Origin of the sequence: Bowmanella pacifica, from assembly GCF_014645355.1 — a bacterium.
GTDB classification, from domain to species: domain Bacteria; phylum Pseudomonadota; class Gammaproteobacteria; order Enterobacterales; family Alteromonadaceae; genus Bowmanella; species Bowmanella pacifica.
This window is the reverse complement of the sequence record NZ_BMLS01000004.1, coordinates 151,397-166,607: the sequence shown is the minus strand read 5'-3', so window position 1 is coordinate 166,607 and position 15,211 is coordinate 151,397. Positions and strand designations below refer to the sequence as shown.

Genomic DNA, 15,211 nt, shown 5'->3' with positions numbered 1-15,211 from the left:
GGTGCAAAGCGGCAGTTTCAGGACTGTGTCGCCAGGAAGTCTGCAACCTCCCGCTGCACTGGTATAGAAGGAATTGCCCCGGCTCTGGTTACTGCAATGGCGGCGGCGGCACTGGCTTGGCGTAATGCTTCGGAAACTGGCTGTCCGGCGCTGATATTGGCCAGGAAGTAGCCAATAAAAGTATCGCCCGCAGCGGTAGTGTCTACTGCGTCAACCTTAAATGCCTTAACTTGGTGACGCTGCGAACCCTGACAATGGCATGCTCCGGCTGATCCTAAGGTGATCAACAAGGCCAGATTCGGTGCCATATGTTGCATTTGTGCAATTGCTGCGTCCAAATCGTCGGTGCCGGTTAGGTCTTGCGCCTCTATTTGGTTAACGATAAGCAGGTCGAGCTTATCCAACAACCTGAGGGTTAACTCTCTGTCCATGGGCGCCGGGTTAAAAGCAACTTGCATGCCTTTTGACTTGGCTAACTCAGCGCTTTCAACAATGAGGTTAGTTTCGTTTTGCATCAGCAACCAGTCTTGTGAGCCTGCCTCGCACAACTGTTCTGCCACCCATTGCATGTTCTGGGCGCGATTTGCCCCTGCATGCAAAATAATGGCGTTTTCACCTTGATCATCAATCTGAATCAGCGCGTGACCTGTGGCTTCATCTGCATGTTCACGAATGCCAGTGATCGTCACGCCCAGACTTTGCAGTTTTTGGGGCGCGTTATCGCCCTGGGCTACACTGCCTATATGCACAATGGACGCACCGGCTTTAGCGGCGGCCACGGATTGGTTGGCCCCTTTGCCACCCAAATGTAATTGGTAAGAACTGGACATCAGGGTTTCACCGGGACGAACGAAATGTGATACCCGGTAACAGTGATCCCAATTGATGGAACCCAGATTGTAAATACTCATGGTTTTTACCCATATAACTTAGAAACCACAATCTACCAGCGAAATGCATCAATACCAATGACAAAAGGCTGATAAATGGCGCAATTGACTGAGCATTAGACAGTGTTGCCCCAGGCTTTAAAAAGGACAAGTTGCTGGGTCATTGGGCACCGGAATGTCGGGTGTTAAGAGAGGCGGTGTTTATGCGTGTGAAGAACAAACTGAGGACGGAGCGATTAGGCACTGCGGGGGAGCAGCCGCCCCCCCGCCTGAGTCAAGTTGCAATCAGAAACGGTACTTCAAATTGGCGGTAATACTGCGCTGCGCGCCATAAAAACAGTCCCCTCTGGACAGGCAGGAAGTTAACACTGTTTTATCGCTCAGGTTGTTGGCGTTAAGGCTAAGGCTGTATTGTTCAAAATCATAACCAATCATGGCATCAAACAAGGTGTAACTTGGGGTTAGCAAGGGATCGTTAAGCACCACGCCGTTTTGTTCCACATAGGCACTGCCATCGGAGGTATTACCTACAAAACGAACCCCTGCGCCGAGTTTAAATCCTTGCCACTGCGCGGGACGCCATGTGGCCCATAAGGATGCCTGATGATCGGGTGTTGCTGACAAGGTGGCCCCTAGCTCACCTACTCTGTGGCTTTTGGATACCTCAGCATTGGTGTACGCATAGCTGGCATAAATATCCAGTTCATCCCAAGCCAACTGTGCTTCTAGTTCCAGACCTTTAACTTTCACCTCTCCCTGCTGAACTTGTCCGTTGGGATCAATGATGTTGGGATCATTGCGTTGTTGTTCTGTCAGTGAGGTGGTGCGGTTTTGTTCGGTGATTTCATACACCGACGCGGTCAGCAGATGCTCTGTGCCTGACGGTTGGTATTTAAGCCCCGCTTCCCACTGAGTACCTTGCAGTGGCACAAACCCCTGGCCATAGGCGTCATCGCCCAGCAGCGGTGAGAAGGACTCGCTATAGCTGACATAAGGGGATACACCGTTATCAAATAGGTACATCAACCCCAATCGGCCGGTGGTCGCGTATTGGTTGTCGGAGTCACCTGACTGTGGTGAGGTAATGGCTTTGTCCCGGCGCAGAGCGGCGGATATCAGCCACTTATCCTCGATCTTCATATTGTCCTGCACATACAAACCCAACTGATAGTTTTTGCTGTAGGGGCTGTCAATCAGCTGATCCGTACCAGGAAGGTCTGTTACCTTGCCGTATTCCGGCGCATAAAGGTCCAGTGGCCCGCCGCCTCCGGCAATGTACAATCGGTCTGCATCGGTTTTGGCGTGTTGATAATCTAGCCCCATAACAACCTGATGCTCAATATTGCCGGTATAGAACCAGCCGTGTAGTTGCATATCGCTGGTCACCGAAATAGCACTGTTGTCCGACATGGAGATGGAACGAATGACGGTGCGGTTATCGTCCTGAAATACCGGTGGCCAGGCATACATTGTGCGGTAATCAGCGTGACTGTCACTGTATCTGGAGGCCAGACGCAACCGCCAGTCTTGATTCAAGTCATGTTCAATAATGGCGGTAACTGACTGCTGTTCAGTGTCATAACGGTCAAACCCTGGCTCTGATACAAAGCGGTGACTAGGGATCTGGCCAAATTCATTGTCCAGCAAGGTACCCTGATGGGGGAAAAATTGGGTGCTGGAGCCCGATTCGTTTTTTTGCCAGTTTCCGAGCAAGGTTAGCTTGGTGTTATCGGTTGCCTGCCAGCTGATAGAGGGGGCGAAGATGCGGCTGTTATCATCCACATAATCTGTTTGGGTTTCGCTGTCACGCCAAAGGCCGACAATTCTGCCTGATAACTGCTCATCATCGGTCAGGGCACCGGTGAAGTCCAAGGCGGCTTGTTTGCGGTTGTAATTCCCCATTTGTGCCCAGAGTTCACCTTTTGTCTCGGCTTGAGGACGCTTGCTGACCAGGTTGATGATGCCCCCGGTGGAGCCTTGACCATAGAGTACCGAAGAAGGGCCCTTTAAAATTTCAATTTGGCTGAGCGAAAAGGGATTTAGCCTGACGTTATTGTAGTGGCCGAATAGCGAACGTAAGCCATCAACATACTGCACGGGTGCTGTTGCACGAATTTGCGCCCAGTCCCCGCGGGTATCAACGCCGTACGGGCCGTTGTAAAGTCCGGCAACATAGCCTATGGCATCTTGGATGGTGAAGGCGCCCAAATCTTCCAGGCGCTCGGGCGTTAATACCGAGACAGACAGCGGTGTTTCAATAATAGGGGTATCTGATTTCGCCCCCGTTGCGCTCACATAAGAGATCAAACCGCGTTTACTTTTTACGGTGATGGTTTCGACCTCTTGTTCTTGACTCGCCTGAGGCTCTCCAGCCGCATACAAAGAGATAGGAAGCATAGCCAATAGCACAGCGGTTGAGAGTGTGTTCAGTTTCATGTGTTGTCCCGATTATGAAAAGCGAACACATTCTATTTGATAATTACTGTTATTTGAATGTTATTGATAGTGATTCTTGTTTATTTTATTGTATGGGTATTACTGAATCCCGAGAATATGGAATGTTGAAGCTTAGCAACCGCTTCTGGTTTGTTTTACATGGCTGGCTGTCTTTGCCTGTGTGGCTGCTGTTTTGTTTTGTTTGCCTGACCGGCACTATCGCCGTATTTAGCCACGAACTGACATGGCTGACCAATGCTGCTGCCCGGGCCAATAATCCTGACAACTTACCGGCCATGTCCGCATCACTTTTAGTGGAAAAGGTTCAACAGGCTCACCCAACAGCTGACGTGGGAACAGTGATGGTGTTTGAGCCTTATTTGGTAAATGCGGTTGTTTTTACCGATCACGATAAACCTCAGGCCATTGCCTACGTTAACCAATACAGCGGTGAGATCCAATCCGTTGAGCAGGGCATTACCTTTATTGGCTTTATGCGGGCACTGCACGGTTGGCTGATGTTCCCCTGGCATGGCTCTTACAGTATTGGCTACTACCTGGTCAGCGGCATGGCGGTGTTGATGCTGGGCTCGTTAGTTACCGGGCTGGTGGTGTATAAACACTTTTGGCGTGCTTTTACCCAACCTAAAGTCAGGACCGGACAAGGGCAACGCACCTTATTAGCCGATCTACATCGCCTCGCTGGCGTCTGGTCTATCTGGTTTTTGCTTGTTATGAGCCTGACGGGGCTGTGGTATTTGATTCAGGCTATATTCTGGCATGCCGATATTGATATTGAGCCTCATCCGCCGCTGGTCAGCGCGGCACAATTGCCTCAACCTCAGACAGAAATACCAATACCGCCGGTAAGCTTTCAACAGGCGCTGGATAAGGTTCAGCAATTGTACCCTGACTTCAGTCCCTCCTATTTACATCTGCCTGAGCATAACCGAGACATGTACATACTGAGCGGTGGGGGAGATCATGTGTTTTATGACCAATATGCTTATCAAGCCAGTATTAATCCCTGGACGGGGGAGATAGCTTCCAGTCGCTCACCTGAACAAATGACCATGCTGCAAACCCTCACTTACATTGCTGACCCGCTGCATTACGGCACCATAGGCGGTATATGGACTAAAGCTATTTGGTTTGTGTTTGGCCTAGTGCTGACGGGAATGTCCATTACCGGCTTTATGATGTGGGGACGCCGCACCTTCAAACATGCCACCAAAGTAAAACAAGCGGTGGATATAGGCGAACAGGGAGAGACAGCCTGATGGCAAGAGTGAGAGACACCTTTTGGCAGCGTAACAAATTTAAACTCAGCGGTTTGTTGCTGATACTGCCTTTCTGGTATTTGTATCAGGGCATGTATCCGGTATTTCCTCCCGCCTTGGAAAGCCAGCAACTGGGTCCTTTCGTGGTGGCACCCATGCCCTTCGATCATAATCCGCCTTACGCCCACCATGATGAATACGTGAAAGACTTTCTGCTGACGTTTTCAAAAGGAGATGTGGCGCAGGTTCGTCAGGCGTATCTGAACATTGGCCATGCACCGCTGGCGATGGACGTTTTGCAACAAGGAGAATCCGGTATTTTGCACGGGAGTCGTCACGGCCAGCATGTGCATGGTATTGCTAAGGCCAGTTTTAATCCCAGTGATAAGATTTGGCTGACGATTGAAGACTGGCAGGGCCAGCGTTATCAGGCTGTTTGGTCTTTGCCTAAAGAGCTCATATCACACTAGCCGCTGGCGGCATAGCTAAGTAGACTATCGCTCTTTCAAACAAGGAGAGGTTAGATGTCACAGATTGCTATGCCGGTTGAGCAGCCACAGTGCCTGGCCAATAATCAGCTGGAGTATGCCGCCATACGTGCACAAATGCAGGACGGTGATATCTTGCTATTTGGCGGTAGCAGTGCGTTTTCCCGTCTGATCCGGTGGGCGTCTAAGTCAGACTATTCCCATGCCGGCATTGTTGCCTGGTGGGGGGAGCGATTGATGGTACTGGAAGCCAAAGGCCCTGGTGTGGTGGCCAGTCCTATTTCAGATAACCTTTGTCATTATCCCGGTAATATTGATTACTTCCGGCTCAAGCCGGAGCACACACTGGATTTACCGGCGCGCAAGAAAATGCTCGATTTTGCCTTGTTGCAGTTGGGTAAGAAATACAACTTCTGGCAGTTGGTGCCATTCTTCTTCAAGCTGGTGTTTAAGAAGCTGCATAAGCACAGAGGTTGGGAAGACCACGACATCGCCAGTGCTTATTTTTGTTCCGAGTACGTCTCTGCTATATACACCAAGGCGGGGCGGGACCTGGATATTTTGTATCCTAATCACTTCACCTCGCCACAGGCAATCGGACAGTCTAAATTACTCGAAAAGGTCGGGCGCCTGCGCTGAAGGCTTATTTGCCTGTTGCGCCCTGATAACCCCAACGGGCCATTAACTGCTGGTCCAGACCTAAGTGATCAAGAATTCGCGCGACCACAAAATCCACCAGATCATTGATGGATTGTGGTTGGTGATAAAACCCAGGGCTGGCCGGCATGATGGTGGCCCCAAGGTTGGACAACTTGAGCATATTTTCAAGATGCAGGCTGGACAGCGGCATTTCTCTGGGAACCAAAATTAATTGGCCTCTTTCTTTGAGCACCACATCTGCAGCCCGTTCAATTAGATTGTCACTGGCGCCTACCGCTATGGCTGATAAGGTGCCGGTTGAGCATGGGCATACCACCATTTGCTTGGGGGCGGCAGAGCCTGAGGCCACTGGCGAGAACCATTCATCCTTCCCGAATACCCTGATCTGATCTGGCTGGGCTTGGTAGCGTTCAATAAACCAGTTTGCAGCGGCGTCTGGCTTGGCCGGAATTTGCAGGTTTTCTTCGGTAGCCAGCACGACTTTGGCGGCGGAAGAAATCAGTACGAATACTTGGCAGTTCGCTTTTACTAACACTTCCAACAAGCGCAGCGCATAAGGTGCGCCCGACGCACCGGTAATGGCCAGGGTGATTTGTCGGTTAAAGGCCATGCTGTTCCTCCAATGCCTTGAGTATTTTCTGGTGCAAGCCGCCAAAACCGCCATTGCTCATCACCAAAATGTTATCGCCGGGTTTAGCTTCGTTGACAATGGCCTGTTTCAGTTGCTCCAGGTCGGCGTAGATCTGGCTTGGCACCGCGCTGGATTGGCAACTTTCCTGTAACGACCAGCCTAACCCTTCGGGTTCAAATATAAAGGCCGTATCTGCCTGGTGCCAGGCATCTGCCAATTGCGTCTTAAAGATGCCCTGTTTCATGGTGTTGGAACGAGGCTCCAGCACCGCCAGAATGCGGCCATCACCTACTTTAGCGCGCAATCCGCCAATGGTCAGTGCGATAGCGGTGGGATGGTGGGCAAAATCGTCGTACAAGGTGATATCTGCCACCTTGCCTTTGATTTCCATACGGCGTTTTACATTTTTAAAGCTATTTAGCGCTTCTATGGCCAGAGCCGGTTGCACGCCAGCATGACGGGCGGCGGCAATGGCCATCAAGGCATTTTGGCGGTTGTGCTCACCCTGTAATTGCCAGTCCACCCGGCCTTGTTTGATACCACTAAGCAGGATATCGAAGCTGCTACCGTCGGCAGAGACCTGTTCAAGCTGCCATTCTTTACCGCTGCGTTGAACCGGTGTCCAACAACCCATTTGCAGGGTTTGCTCAACATTGTCGTCATCGGCTGGTGAGAGCACCAGGCCATTGCCAGGCACCATACGCAATAAGTGATGAAACTGCTTCTGAATGGTCGCCAGGTTGTCGAAAATATCGGCGTGGTCGAATTCCAGATTATTGATGATCAATGTGCGGGGACGGTAATGCACAAACTTGGAGCGCTTATCGAAAAAAGCACTGTCATATTCGTCCGCTTCAATAACAAAAAACGGCGAGTCACCCAAACGGGCGGAAATGCCAAAGTTCTCCGGCACGCCGCCTATCAGAAAGCCAGGATTGAGCCCGGTGTATTCCAGAATCCAGGCTAGCATACTGGATGTCGTGGTTTTGCCATGAGTACCGGACACCGCCAGTACCCAACGGTCTTTGAGCAGGTTTTCCAGTAACCACTGTGGCCCGCTGGTATAAGGCAAGTTGCGATCCAGTACATATTCCACCGCGGGATTGCCGCGACTCATGGCGTTGCCGATGACCACTAAATCCGGAGCAGGTTCCAGCTGAGCGGGATCATAGCCTTGGGTAAGATTGATACCCAATTGTTCCAGTTGGGTGCTCATAGGTGGATAGACATTGGCGTCTGAGCCGGTTACGTGGTGGCCTAATGCTTTGGCCAGGGCCGCGATACCACCCATAAAGGTGCCGCAAATGCCGAGAATATGTATATGCATAATAAACAGGTCAATTCGAAACTGCGCCAAGCCTATCAGAAAGTTCGACTTTGAATAATACCTGTGAGCCTGCCCGGCGACATCTGTGGTCAAACTGGTTACAATAAAAGAACAAAAATAAAAACAAAGCCCTGCGGATTGACTCCATGGGTAGTCCCTACATCAATAATAGTTCTCTAAGGTCTGAAGTTTATGAAACGACTCAACACGCAATTACAGGAAGACGGTTGTCCCCTCGAGTTGATTCTGCTAATCCGCACCTTGCTGGCGGCATGCAAGGAAATCTCGTTCCGGGTTAGTCAGGGTGCACTGGCCGGGGTGCTGGGTTCCACACTCAGTGACAACGTACAAGGTGAGCGGCAGAAAAAGCTGGATGTGATCTCTAACCAGATTCTCAAGGATATTCTCAGTGAATCCGGTTATGTGAAAGCTATTTCGTCTGAAGAAGAAGACAGTGTCATTGGATGCAACCCAGAGGGTAAATACCTGATCAGCTTTGATCCCCTGGATGGTTCTTCCAATACCGATATCAACAGCCTGATTGGTACGATTTTTTCTGTGATGCACGCACCGCAGTGGATGGAGCCCGATGATCCTTCCGCTTTCCTACAGCCAGGTACCCAGCAAGTGGCGGCGGGTTATGTCTTATATGGTCCATCCACTATGCTGGCCATGACCACGGGGCGCGGTACGCACCTCTATACCTTGGATAAAACACACGGTGGTTTTCTGCTGACCCGCGATAATGTTCAGGTACCCAAAGCAACTCAGGAATTTGCCATCAATACCTCTAACCAGCGTCACTGGGAGCCTTGCATGCAAGAGTATGTGGCAGATCTGTTGGCAGGTGATCAGGGCCCAAGAGGCAAAAACTATAATATGCGCTGGGTGGCGGCCATGGTGGGTGATATTCACCGGGTGCTGTGTCGTGGTGGTATTTTTGCTTATCCCTGGGACAACCGCGAGCCAAACAAACCGGGCAAGCTGCGCTTAATGTATGAAGCTAATCCCATGGCTTTCCTGATGGAGCAGGCGGGTGGCGGTGCTTCAACCGGTCGAGGCCGTATTTTGGAAGTGATGCCAACGGATATTCACCAGCGTGTTCCGGTATTGCTAGGTTCAGCCGAAGAAGTACAAGCCTGCGTTAGCTACTATAAAGACTGAGTGGGCATTGCCCACTCCAGCATAAAGCCGGTGGTTAGGCCTGTTTTTTCTCCAGTCTGACCACCTCGGCTTTTTCTTCTTCCAACAGACTGGCTGCTGTATTGCCCTTTAGCAGTTTTGCCACTGCATCTTTGTTCTGCGACAGCATAATGGACAGATCTTCCATTACCGACTCTTCGAGCTTAACGCCTTTGGCTTGCATGTAGTCGGCCAGGTTGTCGGCAACATCCAGCATCTTGTCATAGAGATCTGCTTCTTTCTTGTCTGTTGTCACCAGCTTCTCTACCCCTTTGTGTTCAACCACGTAGCGAATAATTATGGCCATCGTTGTCTCCTGATTGGGAAAGTGTTTTAACTAGATTCGGGATAAGGCTAACAATTAACTGTATTTATGTACAGTATTTTATTGGTGAAATTTCAACCCTTGTTAACAGGCTCAAGTCTTGATGTGTTGGGGATGAGTAACAAGGGCCGTAAAAACGGCCCTTGCGTTGTAAATTACAGCAGCGGTGCGATAACCAGACTCACGATAGCCATGACGTTGATCAGTATGTTCATGGCCGGGCCGGATGTATCTTTAAAGGGGTCGCCTACCGTATCTCCTACAACCGCAGCGGCGTGCACCGGTGAACCCTTACCGCCATGATTGCCTTTTTCCACGTATTTTTTGGCGTTGTCCCAGGCACCACCGGCATTTGCCATCATTAATGCCAACAGCACACAGCCAAGCAAAGCGCCACCTAACATACCGCCCAAAGCATGGGGGCCAATACCAAAGCCCACCAGAGGGGGCACAGCAACCGCCAGCACACCAGGTAGGATCATTTTTTTCAGGGCTGCGGTGGTGGCGATATCTACGCAACGAGCGGTATCTGGTTTGGCTTCGCCTTCCATCAACCCTTTGATTTCACGAAACTGCCGGCGAATTTCATGGATCATCTCAAAGGCTGCATCGCCCACCGCGGTCATGGTGATAGACGCAATCAGGAAAGGCAGAATACCGCCAATAAACATGCCGACCAGCACTTCGGGATTACCTAAGTGCAAGGTAAAGCCAGGATAATGATGGGTCATGGTTTCCACAAAAGCCGCAATTATCGCAAGCGCTGCCAAAGCCGCCGCGCCAATGGCGAAGCCCTTACCTATGGCTGCCGTGGTGTTACCCAGTTCATCCAGTGAGTCGGTAATTTCACGGGTTTCTTTGCCAAGGCCACCCATTTCTGCAATACCACCGGCGTTATCGGCAACCGGCCCATAGGCATCGATGGCCATAGTAATACCTACGGTGGCCAGCATACCGACGGCAGCAATGCCCACGCCATACAGTCCTGAGAGGCTGGTAGAGATAAAGATAATGGCACTTAAGGTCAGCACAGGTATCACGACAGACTGCATGCCCACAGATAAACCGGTAATCATAACGGTAGCCGGACCGGTCTCGCCGGATTTAGCAATTTTTCGGATAGGGGCGGCGGCAGTGTAATACTCAGTGACCAGGCCAATGATGATGCCTCCCACGGCACCTGTTACCACTGAGCACCAGACCTGGTAGCTAATACCTACCTGCTGCACTACGAAATAGGCAGCGACCACAAAAAGTACTGCCGCTCCTATGGTACCTGCGCGCAGGGCAACATCGGGTTTGCTGGCAGACATGGCCTTGACCAGTAAAATGCCCAGTACCGAGCAAAGTAAACCCGTAGACGCCAGGGCCAGGGGCAGGAACATCAGCGACTCACGGCTGCCCAAATCGCCTAAAACCATAGTGGAGGCGATAGCGATAGTGGCAATCATGGCCCCGCAGTAAGACTCAAAAATATCTGAGCCCATACCGGCCACATCACCGACGTTATCTCCCACATTGTCCGCAATCACACCGGGGTTGCGTGGGTCATCTTCGGGAATACCAGCTTCAATTTTACCCACCAGGTCGGCACCTACGTCGGCGCTTTTAGTGAAAATGCCGCCGCCAACCCGCGAGAATAGTGCAACACTGGAAGCGCCCATACCAAAACCGTGGATTACATGAGCCGTGGCAGGATCGCCGCCAAACAGCCAATACAGCATCCCCAGACCCAATAACCCCATGGACGCCACGCAGAGGCCCATAATAGAGCCACCCATAAAGGCCACTGATAGTGCCGAGGCGGCACCTTGGTCATGCGCAGCCTGCGTGGTGCGCACGTTGGCCTTAGTGGCGGTAAACATACCAATGTAGCCAGCCAGCGCCGAACAGACTGCGCCAACGGTAAAGGCGAGTGCGGTATTCGCTCCTAGCGAGAGATACAAGGCAACGCCCAGCACCAGGGCGAACATAAACAGCATTTTGTATTCCCGGTGCATAAACACCATGGCGCCCAGATGAATTTGATCGGCGATATTGGCAATAGCCTCATTGGTTACAGGAATACGTTTAATCAGCAGATAAATGATAAAAGCGAACAACAGGCCAACCAGGCCCAATACAGGTGGCAGGTAGAATAGTTCAGTCATAAGGTCCCCAAAAATTAAACAGGACACAGCCTGCACAATGTGTCGGCTATGCAATAGCGGGGCCTGGCTACAACCTCAACAAAGTAGCTAACCCCTTTGTTTTTACTTGGCTTTTTAGCATCAGTCGGAACCACTATAGACCTCAGTCTATAGCTTGTCAGCAAGTATTGGATAATTTTTGCCCGCTTAGACTATCTGTCCAAAACAAACAACGGGGGTTTTACCTTGTGGCAGAGCATGGGGCTTTGTTAGACCAAGGTGGCAATGCGCAACTAACCAGCAGGCGGCTAATATAGCGCCAGACTGTTTATTTGCTGCTTAAAAAACGTATAATCCGCGGCACTCCCCGTTTTATTTAAATAAAGGACCCACCATGAGTTTGAATGCCGTGCCGGCAGGAAAAAACCTGCCAGAAGAAGTGAATGTAATTGTCGAAATTCCTGCCCATGCAGATCCTGTTAAATATGAAGTGGACAAAGAATCCGGCGCGATCTTCGTTGACCGCTTTATGGCAACCTGCATGCACTACCCAACTAACTACGGTTATGTGCCGCACACGCTATCCGAAGACGGTGATCCGGTTGATGTATTGGTGATCACGCCTTTCCCTTTGTTGGCCGGTGCTGTGATTGCATGTCGCCCTGTTGGTGTACTGAAAATGACTGATGAGTCAGGTACTGATGCTAAAGTGTTGGCAGTACCAAAAGATAAGCTGTCCACCATCTACCGCGGTGTGAAGGATATTGAGGATGTGCCAGAGTTGCTGCGTAAGCAAATTGAGCATTTCTTTGAGCACTACAAAGATCTGGAGCCTAACAAATGGGTGAAGATCGATGGTTGGGACAACGCTGAAGCTGCTAAGGCCGAGATCGTGGCCAGTGTAAAACGTTACGAAGAAACACCTGACAAGCCGGCGTTCTAAGCTAGCTATCAGGAGATAAATCAGGCCGGCTTTGCTGGCCTTTTTTATGCCGCCAAGGCTACAATTGCCTTCTGTTGTCACGGCCCTGGGCCATTCATGCCATCCTTACAAACGATCCGCCAAAATCCGCAGTTTTTGCTGTTGGCTATGGCCTTTGTTATGCCGCTGACATTTTCGGTCTGGAATGCGCTGTTAAATAACTTTGTTATCGACGCCGCGCAATTTAACGGCGCGCAAATCGGTATTTTACAAAGTCTGCGGGAGGTTCCTGGCTTTTTGGCCTTTACCGCTATCTTTGTGTTGTTGGTGCTCAAAGAGCAGACCTTTGCGCTGATCTCGCTTGCGTTGATGTCCATCGGCATAGCGCTGACTGGTTGGTTTCCATTCGAATACGGTTTGTATGCCACTACCGTTTTGATGTCTATCGGCTTCCACTACTTTGAAACCATCAATCAGTCTCTGACCTTGCAATGGCTGGATAAAAAACAGACTGCGGAGTTTATGGGCCGTCAGTTGGCGGTTAAAAGCTGTGCGTCGCTTTTGGCCTATGGTGCCATCTGGGTGTTGATGGAATGGTGGGGGATTAGCTACAACACCATGTATATGTTGGCCGGTGGAGCGGGTTTATTGATCGTATTGGCTTTGTGGTTACTGTTTCCGCGTTTTTCCCAGCCTTCAACCCAACATAAGCAATTGGTGATGCGTCGCCGTTATTGGCTGTATTATTGCCTAACCTTCTTTAGTGGTGCACGACGACAGATTTTCGTGGTCTTTGCCGCTTTTATGATGGTGGAAAAATTTGGCTACAGCGTCGGCGAGATCAGCCTGCTGTTTATGCTCAATTACGTGTTCAATTTGCTGTTTGCCCCGAGCATAGGCCGCTTTATCGCGCGAGTGGGTGAAAGGCGTGCGCTGGTGGTTGAGTATGTAGGACTGATTTTGTTGTTTATCAGCTATGGTTTGGTGGAAACGGCCTGGCTGGGGGCCACCTTGTATGTTATTGACCATTTGCTGTTTGCCATGGCCATTGCCATGAAGACCTATTTTCAGAAAATAGCCGACCCGCGGGATATTGCTTCTACATCTGGGGTGAGCTTTACCATTAATCATATTGCGGCGGTGGTGATCCCAGCGGTACTGGGTATGGTATGGTTGGTGTCTCCCAGTATGGTGTTTTTTGTTGGCGCAGGTTTTGCCTGTTGCTCATTGATATTGTCATTAAATATTCCGGCCCTGCCCATGCCGGGAAATGAAGTGCGTAAGAATCCGTTTGGCTGGGCGAATCAGCCGGACATGGTTGTAGAGAAGGTATGAAGTGATGAGAAAACTGTTAGTGATCTTTGGTTTGCTACCCATGCTGGCGATGGCAGAGGTCAAAGACCTGTATTGGGAAGATATGGTGCCCTCGGGCTATATCGCGCCGGATCAGAATGTCAGCCATGACGGTGATAGCATGGCACAGATGAACCTGGATGCCCCCGTGGTGCAGGAACTGGATGGTCAACAGGTGCGCATTCCTGGCTTTGTGGTACCGCTGGAAGGGGACGATGACAAACTGACTGAGTTCCTGCTGGTACCCTATTTTGGCGCCTGTATCCATGTACCGCCACCGCCGCCGAATCAGATTGTGTACGTGAAATTTGAAAAAGGCACACCAGTGGAAAGTTTGTACGATGCGGTGTGGATTACTGGTACTTTGTCCACTAAAGGCTGGAGTGGTGATATTGCCACCGTCGGCTATAGCCTGCAGGGCGTTAAAGTCGAAGCTTACGAGTAAGTCTTCTGGTTTGTAGTGGCGGTTGAGATTGTTCAGCCGCCGGTATAAATAAGCTCGGCGCGGTTGAACAGCACCCAGGACGTCAGAATATATTTGTCGTTGCTGCGTGGTATTTGCCCTCGGTGGGTGTGGGTAAAATATGCCGGTGCAATCACCATTCTGCCCGCTTTGGGGCGTATGGACATTTCCTGATAATAGAAATCCGTTTCGCCACCTTCCTCCACATCGTTCAGATAAAACATAAACAACAGGATGCGATGCAGTGCGTCGTTATCTCCCGACTGCGGATACACCTCGGAATGCCAGTAGGGGTAGCCTCCACGTCTGGCTGGGTATTTTTGCGCGTTGATATCACCCAAACGAAACAGGTACTGCACCAGATTGCTGAGGTTAGGCCGACCAACCTCGTCAAAATTGTCGGCGGTCAGTGTTACCGGCTCACCGGTTTGCGGGTGACGCACGGTCAGGCCGATAGGGCCAATCAGGGCAAAGAAGTACTTGGCAAAATAAGCCATCACATGACTACTGGTAGCCTCAAGCACCTGTGGCAGTAGGGCCGAGAACTCAGAGTGGCGGGTAATAGACACATCTTCACTGACTTTCTTGCTGGTATCTACACCGCCACCGGTGCGCCCGGCACTGCGATGGGGACTGCTATCTATTTGTCTGACCAGTGCCTGACAGAGCTCGGCGGGCAGCGCATGGTCGATAACTTCAATAAACTGACTCATGCAGCTTCTACCAACAGAGTCTGCAGTTGTGTTCGGACAGCGTCAGGAATAGCCGCTGAGGCTTGGCTGGCATAGTCAAAATGCACCATAGTGGTCTGCCCTGAGGCGCACTGCTGACCGTCCTGCCAAACTTCCTGGTAGACCACAAACGAGCTGTTGCCGATGCGGCTGATACCGGTTTTTACCGTCACGGCTTTGCCGTAGAAGATCTGCTTGAGAAAATCGATTTTGTAACTGGCCAGAATCAGCGGCCAGTTTGCTAAATCCAGCTTGGGGGTAAAGATACGAAAGATAGGTTCGCGGGCGGCTTCAAACCACCCGGCCAGAACGGTATTGCTGACATGGCGCAGAGCGTCGGTTTCGTAAAAGCGTACTTCAAATTCCTGGCTTAACATCTGCTTTCCCTTCCAAT

15 protein-coding genes are annotated in these 15,211 nt (G+C 50.8%); 7 read left to right on the top strand and 8 right to left on the bottom strand.

Annotated elements, in window-relative coordinates; all coding sequences use genetic code 11:
* Positions 1–17: 17 nt before the first annotated feature.
* Both IEX02_RS13575 and IEX02_RS13570 read right to left on the bottom strand, forming a co-directional pair.
* Positions 18–911 carry a ribokinase gene (locus IEX02_RS13575; RefSeq protein ID WP_188696173.1) on the bottom strand — a complete coding sequence of 298 codons (894 nt, stop codon included), beginning with the start codon at positions 909–911 and terminating at the stop codon, positions 18–20.
* 264 nt (positions 912–1,175) lie between these two features.
* Positions 1,176–3,326 carry a TonB-dependent siderophore receptor gene (locus IEX02_RS13570; protein ID WP_188696170.1) on the bottom strand — a complete coding sequence of 717 codons (2,151 nt, stop codon included), beginning with the start codon at positions 3,324–3,326 and terminating at the stop codon, positions 1,176–1,178.
* Positions 3,327–3,448: 122 nt separating this feature from the next.
* Between IEX02_RS13570 and IEX02_RS13565 the strand changes: the two genes are divergently transcribed.
* From IEX02_RS13565 to IEX02_RS13555, 3 genes are read left to right on the top strand one after another with little or no spacing between them, the layout of a single operon-like run.
* Complete coding sequence (locus IEX02_RS13565) at positions 3,449–4,606, top strand: PepSY-associated TM helix domain-containing protein (RefSeq protein WP_188696167.1); 1,158 nt, start codon at positions 3,449–3,451, stop codon at positions 4,604–4,606.
* Positions 4,606–5,076: a PA2404 family protein gene (locus IEX02_RS13560; protein ID WP_188696164.1), complete on the top strand. Its 471-nt coding sequence runs from the start codon at positions 4,606–4,608 to the stop codon at positions 5,074–5,076. The genes IEX02_RS13565 and IEX02_RS13560 overlap by 1 nt, the downstream gene beginning before the upstream one ends.
* Positions 5,077–5,130: 54 nt before the next feature.
* Positions 5,131–5,733: a YiiX/YebB-like N1pC/P60 family cysteine hydrolase gene (locus IEX02_RS13555; RefSeq protein WP_188696161.1), complete on the top strand. Its 603-nt coding sequence runs from the start codon at positions 5,131–5,133 to the stop codon at positions 5,731–5,733.
* Positions 5,734–5,737: 4 nt separating this feature from the next.
* Here IEX02_RS13555 and IEX02_RS13550 read toward each other — a convergent pair whose 3' ends face one another.
* Both IEX02_RS13550 and mpl read right to left on the bottom strand, forming a co-directional pair.
* The gene (locus IEX02_RS13550; RefSeq protein WP_188696160.1) at positions 5,738–6,364 is read right to left on the bottom strand and encodes a flavin prenyltransferase UbiX; all 627 of its coding nucleotides are present in this window, start codon (positions 6,362–6,364) and stop codon (positions 5,738–5,740) included.
* Complete coding sequence (gene mpl / locus IEX02_RS13545) at positions 6,354–7,712, bottom strand: UDP-N-acetylmuramate:L-alanyl-gamma-D-glutamyl-meso-diaminopimelate ligase (protein WP_188696158.1); 1,359 nt, start codon at positions 7,710–7,712, stop codon at positions 6,354–6,356. The genes IEX02_RS13550 and mpl overlap by 11 nt, the downstream gene beginning before the upstream one ends.
* A gap of 192 nt (positions 7,713–7,904) precedes the next feature.
* Here mpl and IEX02_RS13540 point away from each other — a divergent pair, with 192 nt between their 5' ends.
* Complete coding sequence (locus tag IEX02_RS13540; protein WP_188696154.1) at positions 7,905–8,876, top strand: class 1 fructose-bisphosphatase; 972 nt, start codon at positions 7,905–7,907, stop codon at positions 8,874–8,876.
* A gap of 34 nt (positions 8,877–8,910) precedes the next feature.
* Here IEX02_RS13540 and IEX02_RS13535 read toward each other — a convergent pair whose 3' ends face one another.
* Both IEX02_RS13535 and IEX02_RS13530 read right to left on the bottom strand, forming a co-directional pair.
* Positions 8,911–9,201, bottom strand: coding sequence for a YebG family protein (locus IEX02_RS13535; protein ID WP_188696152.1), 291 nt, complete (start codon positions 9,199–9,201; stop codon positions 8,911–8,913).
* A gap of 173 nt (positions 9,202–9,374) precedes the next feature.
* Positions 9,375–11,369 carry a sodium-translocating pyrophosphatase gene (locus IEX02_RS13530; RefSeq protein WP_188696149.1) on the bottom strand — a complete coding sequence of 665 codons (1,995 nt, stop codon included), beginning with the start codon at positions 11,367–11,369 and terminating at the stop codon, positions 9,375–9,377.
* A 373-nt stretch (positions 11,370–11,742) separates the two neighbouring features.
* On the opposite strand from IEX02_RS13530, the gene ppa reads away from it, so the two are divergent.
* The 3 genes from ppa to IEX02_RS13515 all read left to right on the top strand — a co-directional run bounded on the left by ppa (position 11,743) and on the right by IEX02_RS13515 (position 14,068).
* Positions 11,743–12,291 carry an inorganic diphosphatase gene (gene ppa, locus IEX02_RS13525; protein WP_188696146.1) on the top strand — a complete coding sequence of 183 codons (549 nt, stop codon included), beginning with the start codon at positions 11,743–11,745 and terminating at the stop codon, positions 12,289–12,291.
* A 96-nt stretch (positions 12,292–12,387) separates the two neighbouring features.
* A complete protein-coding gene (locus IEX02_RS13520) occupies positions 12,388–13,605 on the top strand; it encodes an MFS transporter (RefSeq protein ID WP_188696143.1) in 1,218 nt (405 codons plus the stop codon).
* Between the two features lie 4 nt (positions 13,606–13,609).
* On the top strand, positions 13,610–14,068 hold the full coding sequence (locus tag IEX02_RS13515) for a DUF3299 domain-containing protein (RefSeq protein ID WP_188696140.1): 459 nt from the start codon (positions 13,610–13,612) through the stop codon (positions 14,066–14,068).
* Positions 14,069–14,100: 32 nt separating this feature from the next.
* Here IEX02_RS13515 and IEX02_RS13510 read toward each other — a convergent pair whose 3' ends face one another.
* Together IEX02_RS13510 and IEX02_RS13505 are read right to left on the bottom strand one after the other, a co-directional pair.
* The gene (locus IEX02_RS13510) at positions 14,101–14,799 is read right to left on the bottom strand and encodes a 2OG-Fe(II) oxygenase (protein WP_188696138.1); all 699 of its coding nucleotides are present in this window, start codon (positions 14,797–14,799) and stop codon (positions 14,101–14,103) included.
* Complete coding sequence (locus tag IEX02_RS13505) at positions 14,796–15,194, bottom strand: acyl-CoA thioesterase (protein ID WP_188696135.1); 399 nt, start codon at positions 15,192–15,194, stop codon at positions 14,796–14,798. The genes IEX02_RS13510 and IEX02_RS13505 overlap by 4 nt, the downstream gene beginning before the upstream one ends.
* Positions 15,195–15,211: the final 17 nt, after the last annotated feature.

What these genes read in the sequence shown, in the direction of transcription:
- IEX02_RS13550 (WP_188696160.1), bottom strand. Translation starts at nt 6,364, where the DNA reads ATGGCCTTTAACCGACAAATCACCCTGGCCATTACCGGTGCGTCGGGC.
- IEX02_RS13565 (WP_188696167.1), top strand. Translation starts at nt 3,449, where the DNA reads ATGTTGAAGCTTAGCAACCGCTTCTGGTTTGTTTTACATGGCTGGCTG.
- IEX02_RS13540 (WP_188696154.1), top strand. Translation starts at nt 7,905, where the DNA reads ATGAAACGACTCAACACGCAATTACAGGAAGACGGTTGTCCCCTCGAG.
- IEX02_RS13505 (WP_188696135.1), bottom strand. Translation starts at nt 15,194, where the DNA reads ATGTTAAGCCAGGAATTTGAAGTACGCTTTTACGAAACCGACGCTCTG.
- IEX02_RS13520 (WP_188696143.1), top strand. Translation starts at nt 12,388, where the DNA reads ATGCCATCCTTACAAACGATCCGCCAAAATCCGCAGTTTTTGCTGTTG.
- ppa (WP_188696146.1), top strand. Translation starts at nt 11,743, where the DNA reads ATGAGTTTGAATGCCGTGCCGGCAGGAAAAAACCTGCCAGAAGAAGTG.
- IEX02_RS13555 (WP_188696161.1), top strand. Translation starts at nt 5,131, where the DNA reads ATGTCACAGATTGCTATGCCGGTTGAGCAGCCACAGTGCCTGGCCAAT.
- IEX02_RS13535 (WP_188696152.1), bottom strand. Translation starts at nt 9,201, where the DNA reads ATGGCCATAATTATTCGCTACGTGGTTGAACACAAAGGGGTAGAGAAG.
- IEX02_RS13560 (WP_188696164.1), top strand. Translation starts at nt 4,606, where the DNA reads ATGGCAAGAGTGAGAGACACCTTTTGGCAGCGTAACAAATTTAAACTC.
- IEX02_RS13510 (WP_188696138.1), bottom strand. Translation starts at nt 14,799, where the DNA reads ATGAGTCAGTTTATTGAAGTTATCGACCATGCGCTGCCCGCCGAGCTC.
- IEX02_RS13570 (WP_188696170.1), bottom strand. Translation starts at nt 3,326, where the DNA reads ATGAAACTGAACACACTCTCAACCGCTGTGCTATTGGCTATGCTTCCT.
- mpl (WP_188696158.1), bottom strand. Translation starts at nt 7,712, where the DNA reads ATGCATATACATATTCTCGGCATTTGCGGCACCTTTATGGGTGGTATC.
- IEX02_RS13530 (WP_188696149.1), bottom strand. Translation starts at nt 11,369, where the DNA reads ATGACTGAACTATTCTACCTGCCACCTGTATTGGGCCTGGTTGGCCTG.
- IEX02_RS13515 (WP_188696140.1), top strand. Translation starts at nt 13,610, where the DNA reads ATGAGAAAACTGTTAGTGATCTTTGGTTTGCTACCCATGCTGGCGATG.
- IEX02_RS13575 (WP_188696173.1), bottom strand. Translation starts at nt 911, where the DNA reads ATGAGTATTTACAATCTGGGTTCCATCAATTGGGATCACTGTTACCGG.